Source organism: Embleya sp. NPDC005575, from assembly GCF_040605455.1.
In the GTDB taxonomy this organism is placed as follows: Bacteria; Actinomycetota; Actinomycetes; order Streptomycetales; family Streptomycetaceae; genus Embleya.
The window spans coordinates 1-17,021 of sequence record NZ_JBEXCV010000036.1 but is presented as its reverse complement, the minus strand read 5'-3'; the positions used below and the strand labels follow the sequence as shown (position 1 = coordinate 17,021).

Genomic DNA, 17,021 nt, shown 5'->3' with positions numbered 1-17,021 from the left:
GTGAGGCTCCTGCCGCGGACGCGGAGCGAGTACCAGGTTCCTTCGGCGCTGCTGCTACCAGTTCCGTCGGGGCCAACCACGACAACGATGGGGCCCTGCTGGCGGCCTCGTGGTCGCGAAGGGCGAGTAGCCCGGCTCGCCACGAGCGGAAGCTAAGGAGAACAGCATGACGGACTGGCGCCCTCTGCCGCTTGGATCGTCGCTCAATGACACACCGTCGGCTCCCGTGCCCGCGCCGGTGATCGGAAAGCTCGAGCTGCTTCCTTTCAATGCCCTTTCCTGGGAGGACTTCGAACGTCTTCAATGGCGGGTGATGCGCGATGTGGAGGGCCTGCGCCATGCTCAGTTGTATGGAGATCGCGGCCAAGCACAGTACGGTCTCGATATCGTTGCCCTAGCGTCAGATGGCAGCGGCACCGCGCTCCAAAGTAAGAAATACACTCGGTTCGGTGCTGCGGAGATAAAGGCGGCTGTCAAGAAATTTGGTACGACGATACGTCCCTTCTCGATCGACCGCCTCATCATCGGCGTGGCCCGCACTGTCCGAAGCACCGGAGCGGTCGAAGAGCTCGCGATTCAGCGCAAAGCGCTCCAGCCGATCAGCTTGGAGCTGTGGGATGCGCAGGAGTTGTCATACCTCCTGAGGGGGCGGCCGGAAATCGTTATCGAATTCTTCGGAATGCCCACTGCTGAAGCATTCTGTCTACCTTTCAAGGTAGACGTGACCGTCGTGCCTCCTGCGGAGGTTGTGGCTGTTCGTGAGGCGATCGCTCGGACACCTGAAGTCACCACCGGCGCACAAAAATTCTTCGATGATGCAGCCGCAGCCTCTGATCCTTCGCAGGCGCTCTCGTTCATCGAGGCGGGGCAAACGAAGCTACGTGACGCGGGATTCGGGCCGCATGCCACGCAACACGACAAGGATCGCGTTCGACTGCTTGCGAGCGTAGGCCGAGCTGACGAAGCCGCGCGCCATGTGCTGGACGACTTCTGGACCGCTCTCGATCAGGGATTGTCGGTGACTGCGCAGATCACGCGATCTCGGCTCGACGAGCTATCAAAGCTTGCGGCGGAGAACGAGCAGGTCACGCTCTATCGACGCGTCAGCGAGGTCGCCATCGATCTCTACTTTAATCCCACCGGGTACGTTCCAGATATCGGCAGCCTCCGGGTCGGGGATCTCCCCGATCAAATTCGGCTCGCGCTACTCGCCGGCGAGACTGCTTTAGCGAACGACGACCGGGAATGGCTGACGAGAGCCATTCCGGTCTTCGTCGATCTTTCAGGCATGTCGTCGATCGACCGGGTTCTGCGCACGCGGCTAAGACTGCTTCTCGCGGAGACCACCGTAGACTGGTCAGAACTGCTTACCGACGCTCGCAAGCTGAATCTCGGACATGACCTATTGGGCCTGGTGACGGCGCGTTACGCGCGCGACTGCGCCCTGCACCAGAAGTTCCAAGAGGCCGATCTCGCGTGGGACGAAGCTTCCGGTTCTGCATCGCTGGCGCGGCAATGGGGCGAAGCGTCAACATGGATCTTCAGCCGTCGAGCCTTCCGAGCGCGCTGGAACCCTTTCACCAGCAGCGACCTACTTCCCCTGCAGACAGCGATCCGTCGGATGGGGACTTCTTCGCCCCTCGTGCCTGCCGCCGATGGCGCTTATGAGGACGCGCTGACGGCATTGAGTGATCAGAAACTCCGGTCTGCAGCAATTTCCGCCCAACGTGCGTTGCGTGACGCTGTGACAGCCAGCGACTGGGCCGGAGAAGAGCGCGCCCGGCGAGTTCTCGCCGCAATTCTCATCGAGTCCGACGAGCCCGCACTGGCGGCTCGTCACCTAATCCGAGCGGGCGCGACCAAAGCTATCGAGGCTCTCGGCAAGTCCCTTCCTCGCGAGTTCATTGATATTCTCGCTGAGTTGGACGCGCCCAATTATTGGTCAGTCGGCACAAGCTACCGCCTGCTCGCGACACAGGCAGACCTTGTACCGGACGACCTCGTCGACGCTGTGTCAGGGCGCCTTGTCGGTGAACTAGCGGCGGCAGAGACGGGGTGCAGGCCAGACCTACCGGCATTCTCCACGTCGAGATACAACAATGCAGTCAAGGCGCTGGCTGGCATTGCGGACCGCCTCGATGCGACTCGCGCGGACAACGTGCTGGGCCACTTCGAGAAGCAGCCACTCGTAGAAGCGAACCATTACCGATACCACGATAAGGACGAAGCCGTCGTGGTGGCCAAGGTTGCGCTCACCCACCTCCCGCTCGCGGCGCGTGCCATCACACATCTAGTAGCGCTGCTCGGCCGTTCTCAGGGAGCGCGCAACAGCATCACGTTCGACGCGATCGAAAAGAACCAACCGCTCGCGCGCGACGTACTCACTGCCCTCGAAGCATCAGGTAACCAGTGGGCAAGCGAGATGCTCTCGTTTGAGGACCCTAAAGATATCGATGCCAGGGTTGCCGCCGAGGCGTTAACGAGACTCACAACACCGCTCGATCACGTGGATGGGGTCTATTCTGTTGGAACGAATGCGGTCGGGGACTCGCTTCTCATTCGCCGTCTCTCTCCAGATGCGATCGCTTCGTCTGTCGCCGAGCTCCTATCTAGAGCCGACCACCCTCACGTCAGCTCAAGCGACAGGGGCGAATACCTAATCGCCGCCGCCAACCTTAGTCCCCATCTCGACGAGTCCAAGCAGGGCGAATACTTCGAGGCCGCGATACGACTGGCTACCTCCCCCACGGCCTCAGACCACGATAAATTTAACGGGCAGTTCACACACAAACTTGGGGGCTTTCGTATAGATGGAACGCCACAGGACAGCCGCGGTCAAGCAGTCGTGCTTGCCGCCACGCTCGCGACAAATGCGGCTCAACGTGACCAAGTGAGACGCCTCGTGTACTCACTGCTGGGCGAGGATTCTGATTTCTGGCCGACTCGAGCTCTACAGCGGCTCGGCGATACGGTCAAGGACGATCTCGCCTTTCTCGCCAGCCAAGGTTGGGCAATCCGTAGCCTTGCGGCAACCTTGTGGGCTGATCATGGGGAACCAGCACACCTGGGCCGTCGCCTGGCCGCTGATCCTGACGTGCGCGTTCGTCGCGCGCTCGCTCGCGCATTGAGCCGGAAGACTGACATGTCCCATCCCGCCGTGCGTGAGCAGTTGGCTGCGGACCCGGCCTACAGTGTCAGAGCAACTCTCCGCGCTTCTCAGATTCAGCCGCCTACCAAGGCGACCTCCGCATAGGAGGCTCTTGATCAGAGACTCATGGGAGTGGATGACAAGCTGGTGCGAGTGGCTACGCGGCCGATGCCACGGAGTCGAGGCTGGAAGGCCTATCGAGGCTGATCCTGAGATCCTGGGAAGACTGCGGCATGCCGTGCTCCAGGCCAACAGCTGGATGGACGTTACGTTCTGAGGGCTGCCGTGCGCCACACCTTCAGCGGTCAACCGGCCCGTTGTCGCTACGTTTTCTATCTCTGCCCAAATTTGCCAGGGACGCTGTGGCGGTACAGCGAACGTCAGGACCTGGCGGTTGCCAGGCTAGCCTCGACCTTTCGCGACGGGTCGTCAGCTTGCTGACGGCCCGTCACGTCGTCTGGGTGGCAGAGTTCCGCCTTCGGGTAGCTTTCCGGCCCGATTATCGTGTTGGGTGGGCGCCGGTTTCCACGGTTTCGGGATTTCTCGTCTCGTCTGGGTGTGTTGGGCGACGTGGAGGTTCGCGAGGGCGATTGAGGTGAGGTGCGTTCCCGCCTGGCGCATATGCGCGCACCCCTGCGGCACTCTGTGCTTTGGAGCCTCGGATTGATCACTATCGTGTCGGGCCGTCTGACTGGAGTGCACCTTTGGCCCACGTTTGGCGACAGATGCTTGGCTGGTTCTTTATCCTGTGCGTTCGTGGTGGGCGGTGAGGGTGCGCTCGCGTTTGACGGTCGCTCCCACGTCGTAGAGGGGCGCGGGTCGAAGGTTCCTGGTACCGGGAGGGCGTCCGGGGCCGGGTTATCCGAGTTTGGGTGCGCTGGCCAGGTGGGCGAGGTTCGGGCGGATGTTCCTGAACCTGCGGCGGACTCGGGCCGGGGTCAGTCGTCCCGGTTCGGCAGGTTTCTATGCCGTACCCGCGAACGCCCCTGAACGCCAGTAAATGAGACCAGAACCGAGACCGGGATGCACAACCACCCGGTCGAGGGAGCTCGGGTGCTCGTCACGGTGTTGTGATCTGGCGGCGCTCTGCGTCGAGTTGGCGGGCCAGGTCGGCGTGTGCCCGGGAGAGGGCATCGCGGATCCGGCGCGAGGTCTGCTCGAAGTCCGCGTCGACCTCGACACCCAGGTCGTGTCGCAACGCGACGCGAAGCAGGTACACGCCGTCCGACAACGGGCCGGTGAACCATGCCTTTGCGTGTCGGCAAGCCGCGGTCTGATCGGTGCTGTTCGGGAGTTGCTTGACCACCGCGTAGCCGAGTCCGAGCGACTGGTTGAGCTCCGAGGTGATGTCCAGCAGTTCCTTCGTCAGCATCATCTGGGCCTGCGCATATAGCTCGGCCCACGCCTCTCTGGCCGAGTCGAGCAGGCGTGCGTCCAAGTTCTCTCCGCGCTCCGTGGCTCGGACGGCGTCTCCAGCTGCCACTCGATAGGCGCGCGCCGTCGCGTTCAGTTGCGCATACTGGTCGCGCTTGGATTGCAGCGCACGCTCGTCACGTTGCTGTTCGCGTTCGAGTTGGGTGCGTTGAGTCTGCTCGGCGAGCTCCACCCGGCGGGCGCGCTGACTGAGCACGGCCCCTCCCAGAGTCCCGCCCATCGTCCCGCCGACACCGATGAGCGCGACAGCCAGCGTCGTCACATCCATGAGGGTCCCCCGTTCGTCTACTTGCCCGTTCGTCAGCGACCGTGACCGATTATGTGCGGCGTCGCCGCGACCCAGCGACCGTGGGTATCACGCAGAGTTCGCGGACTACCTCATCGATTCCGTGGCTCATGTGGATTATCGACCTCCCGGGAATCACGTCCCGCAGTGCCGCACTCTCTTCTCAGGTGCGTTTGCTCGACCCGCCATGGGGCTGGGAGGCTCGTAGGGCGAGTGCGGGAATCTGCGCGATCTTGATTGGTGTGAGGTGATCCCAGAGAATGCCTGGCGGGCGATGCTTTTCGGTCGTTCTGATGACTTCGTCGGGGGTGATGATCAGGTCGACGGTGACGTCGTGTTCGGTGGACGGGATCGGTTCGTCGATCACTTGAAGTGCGTGGACCGTGGTGACGATGAGGGTGTCGGGGCTGATGAGGCCAGCCTCGGTAAGCAGGGCGAACTCGATGTCGGAGTAGCCAGCGCCCTTGCCGATGCGGACGCCGGCGTGGTTCAGGGCGACGCTGCCGAGGACGACGATGTCGATCGGTTGGAGGGAGTCGGCGTCGGCGGTCGGGGCGATGGTTGCCGCGATGTGACTGGTTGCCGCCTGCTCGGGCGGGGCGGTGAGTGTCGCGGGGTCGAGGACGTAGAACGGCTTCGGCGTGGCGAGTTTGGGGACCGCCATGTACACGATCTTGCCCTCGGCCAAGGCTTGCACGCGGACGGGTAGCTGGGCCTTGTCCGGCACGGATTTGATGACGCCGGCGGACTTCCACCGGGCGAGCGCGGCGAGGCGTTCGGCGGCCTGCTCCTTGCCGTGGAAGTCCGGGATTCGGCCGTGACTGGTCGCGTCGTGGACGGCGTCCGCGGCGTCGAGTGCGTCCCATACTCGTTCGCGGACACGTTGTTTGGCCTGGTCGTGCTCGGTGGGCACCGCGCGCTCCTTGGTGTTCAGGTGGCGGTCATCAGGGTGAAGAGGCGGTCTTGTACGTCTTGTACGTCGACTCGGCGATGCCAGGGGCGTAGTTCGCGGCCGGCGGTGAAGATGACGTTCATGCCCCCGCCTCCTCGGGTTTGTTCCAGCTCGTCGATGGCCTGGCCGAGCACGGATACGGCGTTGTCGAGCTCGCCTTGCCTAATGAGGGCGAGTGTCAGGTTTCCGAGGACGATGGTGCGCGACTTCCGCCTCGCGAGCAATTGCTCGGCAGTCGACTGCAGTTGCTGCTGGGCACGACGGTTCTGTCCGAGGTTCAGGTAACACGATCCGGCCAGGCGCCCGAACTGGGTGGGGGAGACGAGGTCCGCGGCGGCGTCGACGGAGGTGACCCGGTCGAGGTGGTGTTCGGCCTGGGCGAGGGCTCGTTCGCAATCGGTGGCGTGCCCGAGCATCGCATGTGCTTCTCCGACGTGGAGGAGGGCGACGGCCAGCAGCGCGGGGCTGGTGGTCTTGGCGGCCTCGGCTGCCCGCAGCGAATAGTCGAGGCCCTCTTGCGGTTGACAGGTGCCGTAGAGCGCGAGGTATCCGGTGCGTAGGAGGGCTCGGCCTTCCAGGGTGCGGTCGTGCAGGTGGCGGGCGAGATCGATGCCCTGTGCGTAGTAGGTGTGGGCTGTGGTGTGGTCCGAGCGTTGCGAGGCGTCCCAGACGAGTTGGCCCATCAGGGTCGCCGCCTCGGCCTGCAGGCAGCGAAGTTCGCGTTGGGCTCGCCCGGTGCGGGCCTGGTCGGCGGCCATGGTGACGCGAGTCAGGAGCTGGCCCGCGTCGGCGAGTAGCCCTGCGGAAGGCGAGTTGTCGTAGCGTTCGGCGACATTAGAGAGGTCCGCGCGTAACACGGCTCCTGTGGCCTGGTCACCATGGCCCAGGCTTCCGATCACCGGCGACCGATCGCAACTGCTGACATCACGCAGGAGAGTGTCGAGCTCCTCCTGGGACAGACTCAGCGCTCTCGCCAGATTCGGACGCATCCACGGCTGCGGACCTTTCCCGTTCTCCCAGCGGGCGATGGTGGTGCGGTCGACGCCGAGCCGCTCGGCGAGTGATTCCTGGGTGAATCCCCGGGACTCGCGGCGCTGTACGAGTCGATGGCGCTTGAACATCATGGCGTGGCCTCCCGATTGCCATGGTCCGCCGATTCCCCAGGTCATCACCCACAGTGCCGCATGGATGCAGCATGCGTGCGGCTTTGGCGCCCTGTTCCCCAGCCGCGCGACGCGATTCGGTGGGTCCACGCCAACGGACCGGGACGTGAAGTCCCGCTCACCGCGATGCGTCGGGGGCGGCGGCAACTCGCCCTCGCAACCGAAAAGGAGGAATGCCATGCCTGAGATCATGCCCACCGCGGCCAAGGCGGAGGACGGCCTGCTGGTCGCCCACCGCCGCATCGTGGCCGCCCGCTCGCGCGCCGAGCAGCCGTCCGACGGCGGCTCGACCGGCGTCAGCGACACGAACGACTGACGGCCCGACATGACGACCGCCGATACCTCGGTGGTCGCGCGCCTGGGCGGGGAGACCTTCCTCGCCCGGGTGTTCGGCCGAGAGTTCCGTATCGCACGCGGCGACGCCACCACCGTCGCCGGCCTGCTCGGCTGGGAGGACGTGAACGCCATCCTGGCCCGGCACCGCCTCGAACCCCCACGCCTTCGCCTGTGCTCGGGCGGCGAGATGCTGCCGCAGCATCTGTACACGCGACCGGTGACCACCCGCCGCAACACCGTGTGGAACCGCATCCAACCGGCTGCCCTGCACGAGCGGTTGGCGGCTGGCGCCACCCTCGTCCTGGACGCCGCCGACGAACTCCACGCCCGCATCGGCGACCTCGCTGCCCAGTTGGAACGCGACTTCCGCACTGGGGTGCAGGCCAACCTGTACGCGTCGTGGACCGCGAACGAAGGCTTCGGGACCCACTGGGACGACCACGACGTCGTTGTCGTCCAAGTCGCCGGCGCGAAGCGGTGGCGCCTGTACGGTCCCACCCGTGTCGCGCCGATGCACCGCGACGTCGAAGCTCCCGAACGGCCGCCCGACGAACCGATCGCGGACCTCGTACTCACCCCGGGCGACACGCTGTACGTGCCGCGCGGCTGGTGGCACGCCGTCGCCGCCGAGAACGGCGGGAGGTCCCTGCACCTGACCTTCGGCCTGCAGAGCACGACCGGCGCCGACCTGATCGGCTGGCTCGCCGACACCCTGCGCACCCATCAGGCGATGCGCGCCGACGTGCCGCGGCTCGGATCGGCACAACAGAAGCGGGACTTCGCCGAGACCCTGCTCAAGCTCGTCACGGCCGAGCTCGAAGCCGAGGGCGTGGTCGATCGATACGCCGAGTTTCGGGATGCGACCGAGCAGCCTCGGCAGGCACCCTCATTGCCCTACGTCGACGGCGTGCCCGCATCGGCCGGGTTGCCGGTGAGACTGCTCGTCTCACGGGCATCGGTGACCCGGGACCCCGACGGCCGGGTCGTGCTCACTGCAGGGGGCGAGGAGTGGATCTTCGCCCCGCAGGTACGTGCGATGCTCACCCTTCTCCTGGACGGTCGTTCCCACCGGCTCGGCGAGCTTGCCCAGGCGTCGGGGGTACGGGTCGAACAGGTGGCCGCCGTGGTCACCGAGCTGGTGTCCGGCCAGGTTGCGCACGTCGGGACGGTGACCACGTGACGGCCACGCTCGCCTTGGGCACCTATCGCTGTCCCGACGTGGCACTCGCGGCGACGGTCGCGGTGGCCGCCGGGGTCGAGTGGATCGACACCGCGCCGAACTACGGCGACGGGACGGCCGAGTGCGCTCTGGCGCCGATCCTTGCGGCACACCCTCGAATCCGGGTGTCCACGAAGGTCGGCTTCATGACCCCGGAGACCGCCGCCGACGCACTCACCGCAGGGGTGCTCCACCGACGCGAAGCGGGTATCCGGCACAGCCTGGCGCCCGAGTTCGTGCGATGGCAGATCCGCCGCAGCCGCTCCGACCTCGGGCGACGACCCGACGTCGTCTTCCTGCACAACCCCGAACACACCCCCGAGGGCAGCCGCGAGGCCCAGGCCGCACGACTGCTGTCGGCGATCGCAGCCCTCGAAGAAGCGGCGGACGAGGGCACGATCGGTGGCTACGGCATCGCGACCTGGACCGGCTTCTCCACCGGCCGGTTCGACGTCGGGACGCTGTTGTCCATGGCGCGGACCGTCGCCGGTGAGGGGCACCACCTGCGGGCGGTGCAACTCCCCGTTTCCCTGGTCCACCTCGAACCGCTCGTCGCCGCACTGGCGGGCGGCGGCGTGCTTCGAGACGCCCGCACCGCAGGCGTCGAGGTCTTCGCGTCGGCCCCACTGCACGGGGGCGAGTTGCCTGCGATGCTCACCCCCGAGGCCGTCGAACTCGTCGGCGACGGACTGACGGCCGCACAAGCCGCCCTGATCGTGGCGGCATCCGCACCGGGAGTGTGTCGTGTCCTGCTCTCCAGCAGCGACCCGCAACACTGGAGCGACGCCATGAGAGCCTGTGCGCGTCCGCCGCTCGAACCGAGCCGACTCCGAAGGATCAGCGATGTTTTCGCCGCCTGACGACCCGCGCGAAGTGGCCTTGATGCGCGATGCCTACCGGCGTTCCGCAACCGCTCTAACGGTCCTTCCCGACGACGGCACCGAAGTGTGGGGATGGCGCGGCAGGACCCTGAGCGGGCCCGTCACCGGTGACCACGGCCTCGGGTGGCTGCGACTCGTCCGCGCACCCGCCGACAAGGCCGGCGGCCGGTTGTGGCTCGGGCCGGAGGACGCCGAGAAGGCCGTCCCGGACTCGGTGCCGAGGCCCCGGTTGCGCGGCGTCGAGGACTGGGCCGACGGCGACCACGCCTTCCGCGCCGAACTCCACGACCGCGTCACGGCCCGCCCGATCACCACCACCGGCCCCGTACTTCGCGAGGACCCCGGACTCGACGACACGTGGTGGCACGACCTGCGCCGGGCACTCGACCACATCGCCCCCGTGACCACCGACCGCGTCGCCCTGCGCCAGGCATACGTCGACCGCGCCATGCCCGAGTACCTCGGACGCCCGATCGACACGACCGTGCCCAACTGGACCACCGCCCACGGCGACCTGCACTGGGCCAACCTGACCGCACCCCGGCTCGCCATCCTCGACTGGGAAGGCTGGGGCACCGCCCCGGCCGGCTACGACGCCGCGATGCTCCACACCTACAGCCTCCTCGTCCCGGACGTCGCAGCCCGAATCCGAAGCGAACTCGCGCACGTCCTGAACACCCCCGCAGGCCGATTCTCCGAACTCGCCGTCATCACCCAGCTCCTTCAGACCACCACACGCGGCGACAACCTCGACCTGGAACAACCCCTGCGCGCCCGAGCAAGCCGAATTCTCGGCGCCTGACCCTTCGCTTCCTCCCAGGAGCCAAGCCGACGGGATCGGCTTTGGATGTGGGCGGCGGCGCGTGGGCTCCGTACCCGGAGAACCCCTGAACGGGGCTCCGCCCGTTCCGCAGCTCTCAGCCCGAAACTCCGCCCTACAGCGGACCACGGTTCGCGTACCGGTGTCGCGATTCCGACCTGGGCTGATCGCGCGCTCGCTCATGCGCATACACGAATGGTTTTCACCACGAATCCCGAGAAGTCTGAGGACTACTGTGCCCAGCGATATTCTCGAACTTCCCTCCGTCCTGCGGTTACGCGGTCCTCGACCCGTACGCATCGCGCGTGAGCACGCCGCAGCCAAGGCACGAGTCGCCGGCGCCCACGAGGACGACGTCGCCGAGGTAGTCAGCGAACTGACCACCAACGTCTTCGTCCACGGCCACCCGACGAGCGCCGTCTTGGTGACGACCCACACGGCCGACGGCCTGTTCTGGGTAACGGTGCTGGCCCGCCAACGTGCGGTGACCCTGCCGCAACCCGTCGAGGAGCCGGACGCCGAATCCGGACGGGGACTGCTCTTGGCCCACGCCCTGACGACCGCCTTCCGATGCGAGCGTCGACAGAACGGCTACCAGGCGTTCATCGCCGGATTCGCGGTGCACCCGTGATCGGCCGATTCGTCCCACGGGCGGACGCCGGGGTTGCCCAGGGTGTCGAGCAGGACATCGACAACGTTCCATACCCGCCGCGTCTCTCCACTTTCGAGCGGGTCCGCGCCGGTTGCTGGGCTGCCGTGGAGGGGTGGGACGTGCACGTGCGTTACCGCGAGCTGCATCGCCGGCTCGATGGCGTGCGGGCGGATCTGGTCGGCATGGGCCTCGACTCTTGGGGCTTCGCCGCCTACGCGGATGCGCTCCGGACGCGCCTCGACCCACGGCTCGCGGACGGCGCGCCCCGCACGACGAGCGAAGCGTCCGATGGGGACTGGTGCGATACGGGGGCCTTCTTCGAAGGCATCGCCCGGGAGTACGCGGCGTTCCAGGCGTTCCGCCGTGACGGGATGGCCGAGAAGGAAGAGGCGATGCGGCACTCGGTCAGGCGTGTGGGCACCTACAACCTCTTGAACGGAGGGGGCGATCGCTTCCCCTCGCAGATGGCGGTTCTGCGGGCGATGGACCTGGATCTCGTCGCCCTGCAGGAGGTGCAGCACGGTACTCGGGACGATCACGCGTTGGAGTGCACGATCGCGAACGAGTTGGGCATGCAGACGATGTTGGCTCCGTCCGCGAGCCATGGATGCCATCTCGTGCTCGCGTGGAATCCCGTCAAGCTCCGGCGCGTCGGCTACACCGCGGACGCGGCGGAGGGGAAGTTCCACCACACGCTCCAGCGCGTCGAGTTCGTCGTCCCGGACACCGGCGCGCCGCTTACGGTCCTGCACACACATCTGGATCCGTTCTCGGGCGACGACCGCGAGAGCGAGGTCCGCTGGCTCACCGAGTACGCGGCGCCCGGCCATCGCACGCTGCTGCTGGGTGACCTGAACACGATCGGGGCGTTCGACCCCGAACCCGACTGGTCGACCTTGCCCGCCCACCTCCACTCGCGCCACCGGCTGTGCCACGAGGACGGGACCCTTGGCCCCACCGATCGGCGGGCGATCCGTCTGCTCGACGCGGCCGGGTTCGTTGATCCCTTCGCGAACGTGCGATCAGGGCGCGACACGGTCGGCCACTGGGACGAGAAGGAGGACGGCATCCGCCGTCGGAGCGATCACATCCTCGGCAGTGGACTAACGTTCCGCACGGCGGGCGTCATCGATGACCCGGACGTGCGGCGGCTCTCGGACCACCTACCCGTCTATGCGGTTGTCGAGGTCTGAACCGGTGCCTGTAGAGCCTGTTCCGGTCGCGTGGGTGGTCCGCGACCGGAACGGCCACTTCTCGGCGCCAGCCCGTTCCTTGCTCCAGCACCCTGTCCTCGCGCGTGCCCAGCGCGGAGCAGAATCCCCCGCAGAAGGACCTGCTGCCGCGACGTACTGCCGCGCTGCCATTCTGGCGTGGGTGGGCAGACTGTTGTTCGGACCGCCGGGCGACACACGCGCTCGCCGCTACGAGCTGCTGGCCTATCACCTACTTCCTTCTACGCCGAAGCTCCGAAAGTCCTCGGTGGGCGGGCAGGCGCTTGCCCGCACGCCCGGGCGCGGGCTGGCGACGGGGCACCTCGAAGGCAGGGGACTTGAGATCTTCCCCTCGGGGCACGAAGCATCAACGGTGCGGCCATACCTCCGGGAGGCGGAGCATCACCGCCGGGCATCCGGGGCCGGAGTACCGCATGCGTTCGGGAGAGACCACAACCTGCAGGTCGCAACGGTGCGCCGTTGAAACCCGCAGACGAAGGAAGCCCGGAATCCGAACGTCGGGCGGAGCTGCGAGAGCTGGCCGCGCTGGTGGCGGATGGAACCCTGGGCGGAGATCGCCGCAGCGGCTCATACCGCCGGGATGCTCATGCGGGATTGTCTGGTCGCGAGCGGCCGGTGGGAGGTGCCCCCCGCAGGTGAACAGGCCGCCGTGCACTGTGCGATGGCCACTGGCCACGTACTGGTGACCACGCCGCAGCGCCATTGGAACGTGGACGAGGACGGCGCGCGTCTGTGTCGACTCGCGGAAACGGCCTGTCACGTCGCCGACCTATCGACGGCTGGACACGCGAAAAACGCGAGTGTGACGCACGTCGTGCCGAAGACCTCGGCTTTCGCATGGCGGCGCTGCCACACGGATGGCGTGGGGAAGCCATACATCAGGTGATGGACGACGAGAACCCCTCGACGGTGTTCACCGAGGCGCACATCGCCCTGAACATTCTGCGGTACGGCATCGACGCGCGCACGCCTTGACAGACGAGGTCAAGTTCGTCAGCCCACGAACCGCGAGTGGCGCCGAGCAGGAACGCTGCTCGGCGCCACTCGCGTGGATTCCGGTGGAGAGCACGTATTTCGGTGTTTTGTAGTCCTCGGGAACCCCTGCAGGTGCCCGCCTCCTACTTTCCGCTTGGCCACGTCCGCGAGCAGGAACCCCCTGCACTCCGCACCTTGGTGATGGGTGGAACTCCGAGGCTGGAACCCAACACACCATCGAGATCACTCAGACATCGGCGGCAAAATGCTTAGGTTCGCTGTCGCGGAGCAGCATCCTCCGCTCGCACTCAGCGGTAGCGGCCAGCGGAGCCCGGAGAGAAACTGAGATGCATGGCTGAGTTTCGGATCGGCGACCGTGTCTTTCGCACCAAGGAGAGGGCGCTCAAGGCCGTCCAGGCCGTGCGGGACCGCTACGCGGTGGGCGAGAGGGTCGAGCAGCCGCAGGACGACGCGTTCCTTCGAGATCTGCTCGATCTGCACGACTTTGCCGCTGTCAAGATCGGCTGCGGAGTGGACCACTTCATCATCGATGAGCCCTACCTGGGGCAGTCGTCGGGCTTCCGCATCATCCGCACTGATGGCTCGGACGTGGACTTCTCCTTCCGCCAGATCATCTACCCGAAGAAGGTCCGCACGGAGGTCTTGGGCGCGCTGCGTGCCGAGGTCAACGACATCACCAGCGGCTACTACGAGAGCCGCAGGCAGAAGGGCACCCTCACCTCGGACAAGTCAGGTGATGCGCTCGACCCGGAGCACTGCCGGGTCAGTCACCACTTTCGCGGCCCGCGATTTGTCGACATCGCAGCTGAGTTCATCGGCCCGGAGGGCAACTGGGAGTCGGTCGAGATCACGTCCTCAGAGGAGGAAGGCGTCGCGCTCCTCGCAGACCCCGAGGTGCGTCGCCGGTGGCGAGACCACTACGACAGACGCAAGGTGCTTGCGCTGCTCACCGAGGACGAGCACAAGCAGCTCGGCTCGGGGCGCAGAACCTCTCCCCACCCACGCCCGTGAACGAGTAAAGACCGCCAGGGGCTTGATGCTGATCTCCCGAAACCTGCAGGTCAGGCTCATTCCGTGCACTACGGCTCGTTCACAGGTGCGAACCGGCGAAGGTCCCGTCGAAGCCGAGGCTGACGAGGGCCTCGTCGTAGGTGGCCCAGTAGCGGTCCGGTGGCCCGGCGGCGAGGGTCTCGAAGTCGTCGGCGTCGAGGTCGGGTTCGTGCCATTGGTGTGCGCAGCGGCAGCGGATGAACGTGTGGCCCCGGTGGTGGACGAGGAGCCAGTCGCGGCCGGCGCCGCAGGCCCGACAGCGCACGGGGATGCCGGTGACACGGAGCTCGTCCGGGTACTCGGTGCACGTCACCAGGGCGGCCTGGTCGTAGGTCCCGGGTTCGGGGATGGGGTGCAGGTTCGGGACGGGCGGGAGCTCGGGTCGGTCGTCGGGGTGGGGTTCGGGCATGGTGTCCTCTCCGGTCGGGGACGACACACCATGCCCCCGACCGGCTCTACAAGTCCATCGTGTTCGGCGGCCTCCTTGGGGCCGCGTTCGCGCAGGTCACAGAAGTCCTGGCGGGTTCTGTGGTCAGCGTCTGTGGCGATGCTCCTCCGTGGTGGGGCGGATCGGGGTGGGGGCGACGGGTCGGGTAGGTGTGGTGGCGGTGCGCGTGGTGCTGCGGGTGGTGGCGGCTCGTGATTGGGCGGTGGGTTGGTGGAGTTGGCGGCGGATGCGCCAGGTGAGGACTTCGGCGGGTGAGGCGGCGGTGTCGAGTTCGCGCTGTCCTATGGCTTCGAGCAGGACGGTGGTCTGTGCTTTGCCGGTGCGGGCGGCTTGGGTGAGCGCGGTGTTGAGGGCGGGCCAGGCGGGGTCGGCCAGGATGCGTTCGGCGTGCTCGGGCAGTACCTGCCGCAGGGCGTCGAGGAGTTCGGGTGGCGCCGGTGGCGTCTCCTGACGGCGTGTTTCGGTCGAGATGCCTGGTCGAGTCGGGCGAGTCACCGTGGGACGCGCGGCGGTGGCGTGGTGGTACGCGGCCTGGAGGTGGCGTAGGGCCTGGCAGGCCGCAGCTGCCTGCTGGTGGTGGTTGCGGGCCCGGTGCCAGTGGGCGGCGGCGATCGCGGCCAGGACGAGGGTGCACAGGATCATGGCGGTTGCTCCGCCGTCCTGTTCGCCGCGGCCGGCCCACAGGAGGTCGCGGGCCGCCGAACGCAGTGCGTCTCCGGCGCGTTGGTCGGCCTTGATACGTGAGCGGGTGGCGCGTTCGAACGCGATCGAGGCTCGGCGGACCTCGATGCGGGTGGGGCCGGTGGTGACGACGACCATGGCGGAGAACGCCTCGCCCAGCGCGGAGAGTTGCCCGGCCGCCGCTTCGTCCTCGTTGTGGCGCAGGTGCCCGGGGACGGCGTCGAGGGTGGCGGCTGCCCGGTACCAGGGTTCTGCGGTGGGGGCGCCGCGGTCGGTGTCGGGGTGGAAGCGGGCGCGGATCTTGGGCAGGGACAGGTCAGGGGCGAGTCTGGTGCCGCTGAACCAGATGGGTTCGCCGTGGGCGTTGGTGTCCTCGGGGAGTGCGACGTTGTAGCCGCCGACGTCGCCGGAGGGCAGGACTCGTTTCCTGACCTCGACCCCGAGCCGGTCGAGAGCGGCGAAGAACTCCGTCTCGTTCGAGGCTGCCGCGACCGCAGTGCGGACCTTTTCCCGCAGCTGTTCGCGCGGGGTGGTGGTTCGCCCTCGGCGTTCGGCCTTGCGGCGTTCCGCGTCGGTGGGTCGTCGGGCGGCGGTGCGGTCGGGGCGGTCGACTCGGACCAGGCCCCATTCCTTCTCCATGCGGGCGCATTCGGCGCCGGCGCGGAAGACGTCCCGGTAGTTGTCGGGGCGACGCAGGTCGGCCTGGACGAGGGTGGCGAGGATGTGGATGTGGTCGTCGGCGTGGCGGACCGCGATCCAGCGGCACCCGTTGGGGTCGCCCTCGGCGGCGATCCCGGCGGCGGCGACCACCCGGCGGGCGGCCCGGGCCCATTGCTCGTCGGTGAGGATCGGGTCGTCGGGGTGGTTGCGCAGCGAGCAGTGCCATACGTGCCTGTCGGGGGCGTTGGCTCCCGCCTGGTCCACGCGCACGTCCAACAGGCGCGCGAGCCGGGTCAGGGCGGCGGTGTATTCGGGGGTGCCGGGGGCGAGGTGTCCGGGGTCGGGGAGGAAGCCCTCCCACGCGGCGACGATGTGCTGATCGGTGTGCGGGCTGCTGCTCTTGCCGGGGCCGAACAGGTAGTGCAGCGTTCCGCGGGTCCTGGTCCGGTTGACGATCTTGACGATCACCGGGTGGCCGTTCGCCCCAGGCGCCGGTCGGTCGCTGCCTCGACCTGCTCGACGACCCGACGGCAGTGGTCGATCCCGTCGGTGACCGCGGCGGCCAGCGCGGTGTCCTCGGGGCGGGTCGATCCGCCCGCGTTGAGACGGTGGGCGACCTGGTTGAACAAGGTGCCCTGACGGACCAGGGCGGTCCGGGTCCGGACGAGTTCGTCGAGGAGGGCGTCGTCCGCACCGTCGACCCGGAAGCCGGTGGCGCGGGTACGGGCGAGGGCGGCGTCGGCGATGTACCGGGCGAGGGTGTGGCGCTCGGTAGTGGCGGCCTCTTGTAGTTCGGTGCGCTCGGAGACGGACAGGCGCACGCTCACGGGCCTGCGCTGGATCTTCTTGCGCTTGCGGATGCGCGGCTTGGCGGGCGCGGCGGCGGAGGCGTCGACGGGCGCGTGCGGCGGCGTGTCGGCGACGGTGTGAGGCTGCTCCCCCTCCCGTCGCGCCCCCCCGGTGCTGCGGGCCGTGGGGGCCCCCCCCCCCCCCCGGGGGCGCGCCCACCCCCAGGGCGCGGCCCCCCCGCCGTGCCCCTATCAGAACAGAACACTACTGAACT

The 17,021-nt window shown here is 67.4% G+C and carries 14 protein-coding genes and 1 pseudogene; 8 read left to right on the top strand and 7 right to left on the bottom strand.

All coding sequences use genetic code 11. From position 1 onward, the window contains the following. Positions 1 to 166: 166 nt before the first annotated feature. Complete coding sequence (locus tag ABZS54_RS15080) at positions 167 to 3,253, top strand: hypothetical protein (protein WP_355534894.1); 3,087 nt, start codon at positions 167 to 169, stop codon at positions 3,251 to 3,253. Between the two features lie 636 nt (positions 3,254 to 3,889). On the opposite strand, the pseudogene ABZS54_RS15075 reads toward ABZS54_RS15080, so the two are convergent. The 4 genes and pseudogenes from ABZS54_RS15075 to ABZS54_RS15060 all read right to left on the bottom strand — a co-directional run. Next, a pseudogene (locus tag ABZS54_RS15075) lies at positions 3,890 to 4,111 on the bottom strand (transposase); the annotation flags it as partial. 97 nt (positions 4,112 to 4,208) lie between these two features. After that, complete coding sequence (locus tag ABZS54_RS15070) at positions 4,209 to 4,850, bottom strand: hypothetical protein (protein WP_355534892.1); 642 nt, start codon at positions 4,848 to 4,850, stop codon at positions 4,209 to 4,211. Positions 4,851 to 5,031: 181 nt separating this feature from the next. Further along, entirely contained in the window at positions 5,032 to 5,781 is a 750-nt protein-coding gene (locus tag ABZS54_RS15065) for a 5-formyltetrahydrofolate cyclo-ligase (RefSeq protein ID WP_355534890.1), read from the bottom strand. Between the two features lie 17 nt (positions 5,782 to 5,798). Further along, positions 5,799 to 6,944 carry a helix-turn-helix transcriptional regulator gene (locus ABZS54_RS15060; RefSeq protein WP_355534888.1) on the bottom strand — a complete coding sequence of 382 codons (1,146 nt, stop codon included), beginning with the start codon at positions 6,942 to 6,944 and terminating at the stop codon, positions 5,799 to 5,801. Positions 6,945 to 7,161: 217 nt separating this feature from the next. Here ABZS54_RS15060 and ABZS54_RS15055 point away from each other — a divergent pair, with 217 nt between their 5' ends. From ABZS54_RS15055 to ABZS54_RS15025, 7 genes are all read left to right on the top strand, one after another. Beyond that, positions 7,162 to 7,299 (top strand): hypothetical protein, encoded by a 138-nt coding sequence (locus tag ABZS54_RS15055; protein ID WP_355534886.1) that lies wholly within the window; start codon positions 7,162 to 7,164, stop codon positions 7,297 to 7,299. A gap of 9 nt (positions 7,300 to 7,308) precedes the next feature. Beyond that, positions 7,309 to 8,499: a cupin domain-containing protein gene (locus tag ABZS54_RS15050; RefSeq protein ID WP_355534884.1), complete on the top strand. Its 1,191-nt coding sequence runs from the start codon at positions 7,309 to 7,311 to the stop codon at positions 8,497 to 8,499. Then, positions 8,496 to 9,398 (top strand): aldo/keto reductase, encoded by a 903-nt coding sequence (locus ABZS54_RS15045; RefSeq protein WP_355534882.1) that lies wholly within the window; start codon positions 8,496 to 8,498, stop codon positions 9,396 to 9,398. Before ABZS54_RS15050 ends, ABZS54_RS15045 begins: the two co-directional genes overlap by 4 nt. After that, positions 9,382 to 10,221: a hypothetical protein gene (locus ABZS54_RS15040; RefSeq protein ID WP_355534880.1), complete on the top strand. Its 840-nt coding sequence runs from the start codon at positions 9,382 to 9,384 to the stop codon at positions 10,219 to 10,221. Before ABZS54_RS15045 ends, ABZS54_RS15040 begins: the two co-directional genes overlap by 17 nt. 253 nt (positions 10,222 to 10,474) lie before the next feature. Continuing rightward, on the top strand, positions 10,475 to 10,870 hold the full coding sequence (locus ABZS54_RS15035; protein ID WP_355534878.1) for an ATP-binding protein: 396 nt from the start codon (positions 10,475 to 10,477) through the stop codon (positions 10,868 to 10,870). After that, a complete protein-coding gene (locus tag ABZS54_RS15030; RefSeq protein ID WP_355534876.1) occupies positions 10,867 to 12,084 on the top strand; it encodes an endonuclease/exonuclease/phosphatase family protein in 1,218 nt (405 codons plus the stop codon). Before ABZS54_RS15035 ends, ABZS54_RS15030 begins: the two co-directional genes overlap by 4 nt. A gap of 1,365 nt (positions 12,085 to 13,449) precedes the next feature. Further along, entirely contained in the window at positions 13,450 to 14,130 is a 681-nt protein-coding gene (locus ABZS54_RS15025) for a DCL family protein (protein ID WP_355534875.1), read from the top strand. A gap of 79 nt (positions 14,131 to 14,209) precedes the next feature. Here the strand turns inward: ABZS54_RS15025 and ABZS54_RS15020 are convergent, their stop codons facing one another. The 3 genes from ABZS54_RS15020 to ABZS54_RS15010 form a co-directional block, all read right to left on the bottom strand. Continuing rightward, positions 14,210 to 14,578, bottom strand: coding sequence for a hypothetical protein (locus ABZS54_RS15020; protein ID WP_355534874.1), 369 nt, complete (start codon positions 14,576 to 14,578; stop codon positions 14,210 to 14,212). A 123-nt stretch (positions 14,579 to 14,701) separates the two neighbouring features. Beyond that, on the bottom strand, positions 14,702 to 16,426 hold the full coding sequence (locus ABZS54_RS15015) for a relaxase/mobilization nuclease domain-containing protein (protein ID WP_355534873.1): 1,725 nt from the start codon (positions 16,424 to 16,426) through the stop codon (positions 14,702 to 14,704). Further along, entirely contained in the window at positions 16,423 to 16,785 is a 363-nt protein-coding gene (locus ABZS54_RS15010) for a hypothetical protein (RefSeq protein ID WP_355534872.1), read from the bottom strand. Before ABZS54_RS15010 ends, ABZS54_RS15015 begins: the two co-directional genes overlap by 4 nt. Positions 16,786 to 17,021 lie beyond the last annotated feature (236 nt).

What these genes read in the sequence shown, in the direction of transcription:
- ABZS54_RS15080 (WP_355534894.1), top strand. Translation starts at nt 167, where the DNA reads ATGACGGACTGGCGCCCTCTGCCGCTTGGATCGTCGCTCAATGACACA.
- ABZS54_RS15070 (WP_355534892.1), bottom strand. Translation starts at nt 4,850, where the DNA reads ATGGATGTGACGACGCTGGCTGTCGCGCTCATCGGTGTCGGCGGGACG.
- ABZS54_RS15060 (WP_355534888.1), bottom strand. Translation starts at nt 6,944, where the DNA reads ATGATGTTCAAGCGCCATCGACTCGTACAGCGCCGCGAGTCCCGGGGA.
- ABZS54_RS15055 (WP_355534886.1), top strand. Translation starts at nt 7,162, where the DNA reads ATGCCTGAGATCATGCCCACCGCGGCCAAGGCGGAGGACGGCCTGCTG.
- ABZS54_RS15050 (WP_355534884.1), top strand. Translation starts at nt 7,309, where the DNA reads ATGACGACCGCCGATACCTCGGTGGTCGCGCGCCTGGGCGGGGAGACC.
- ABZS54_RS15040 (WP_355534880.1), top strand. Translation starts at nt 9,382, where the DNA reads ATGTTTTCGCCGCCTGACGACCCGCGCGAAGTGGCCTTGATGCGCGAT.
- ABZS54_RS15025 (WP_355534875.1), top strand. Translation starts at nt 13,450, where the DNA reads ATGGCTGAGTTTCGGATCGGCGACCGTGTCTTTCGCACCAAGGAGAGG.
- ABZS54_RS15020 (WP_355534874.1), bottom strand. Translation starts at nt 14,578, where the DNA reads ATGCCCGAACCCCACCCCGACGACCGACCCGAGCTCCCGCCCGTCCCG.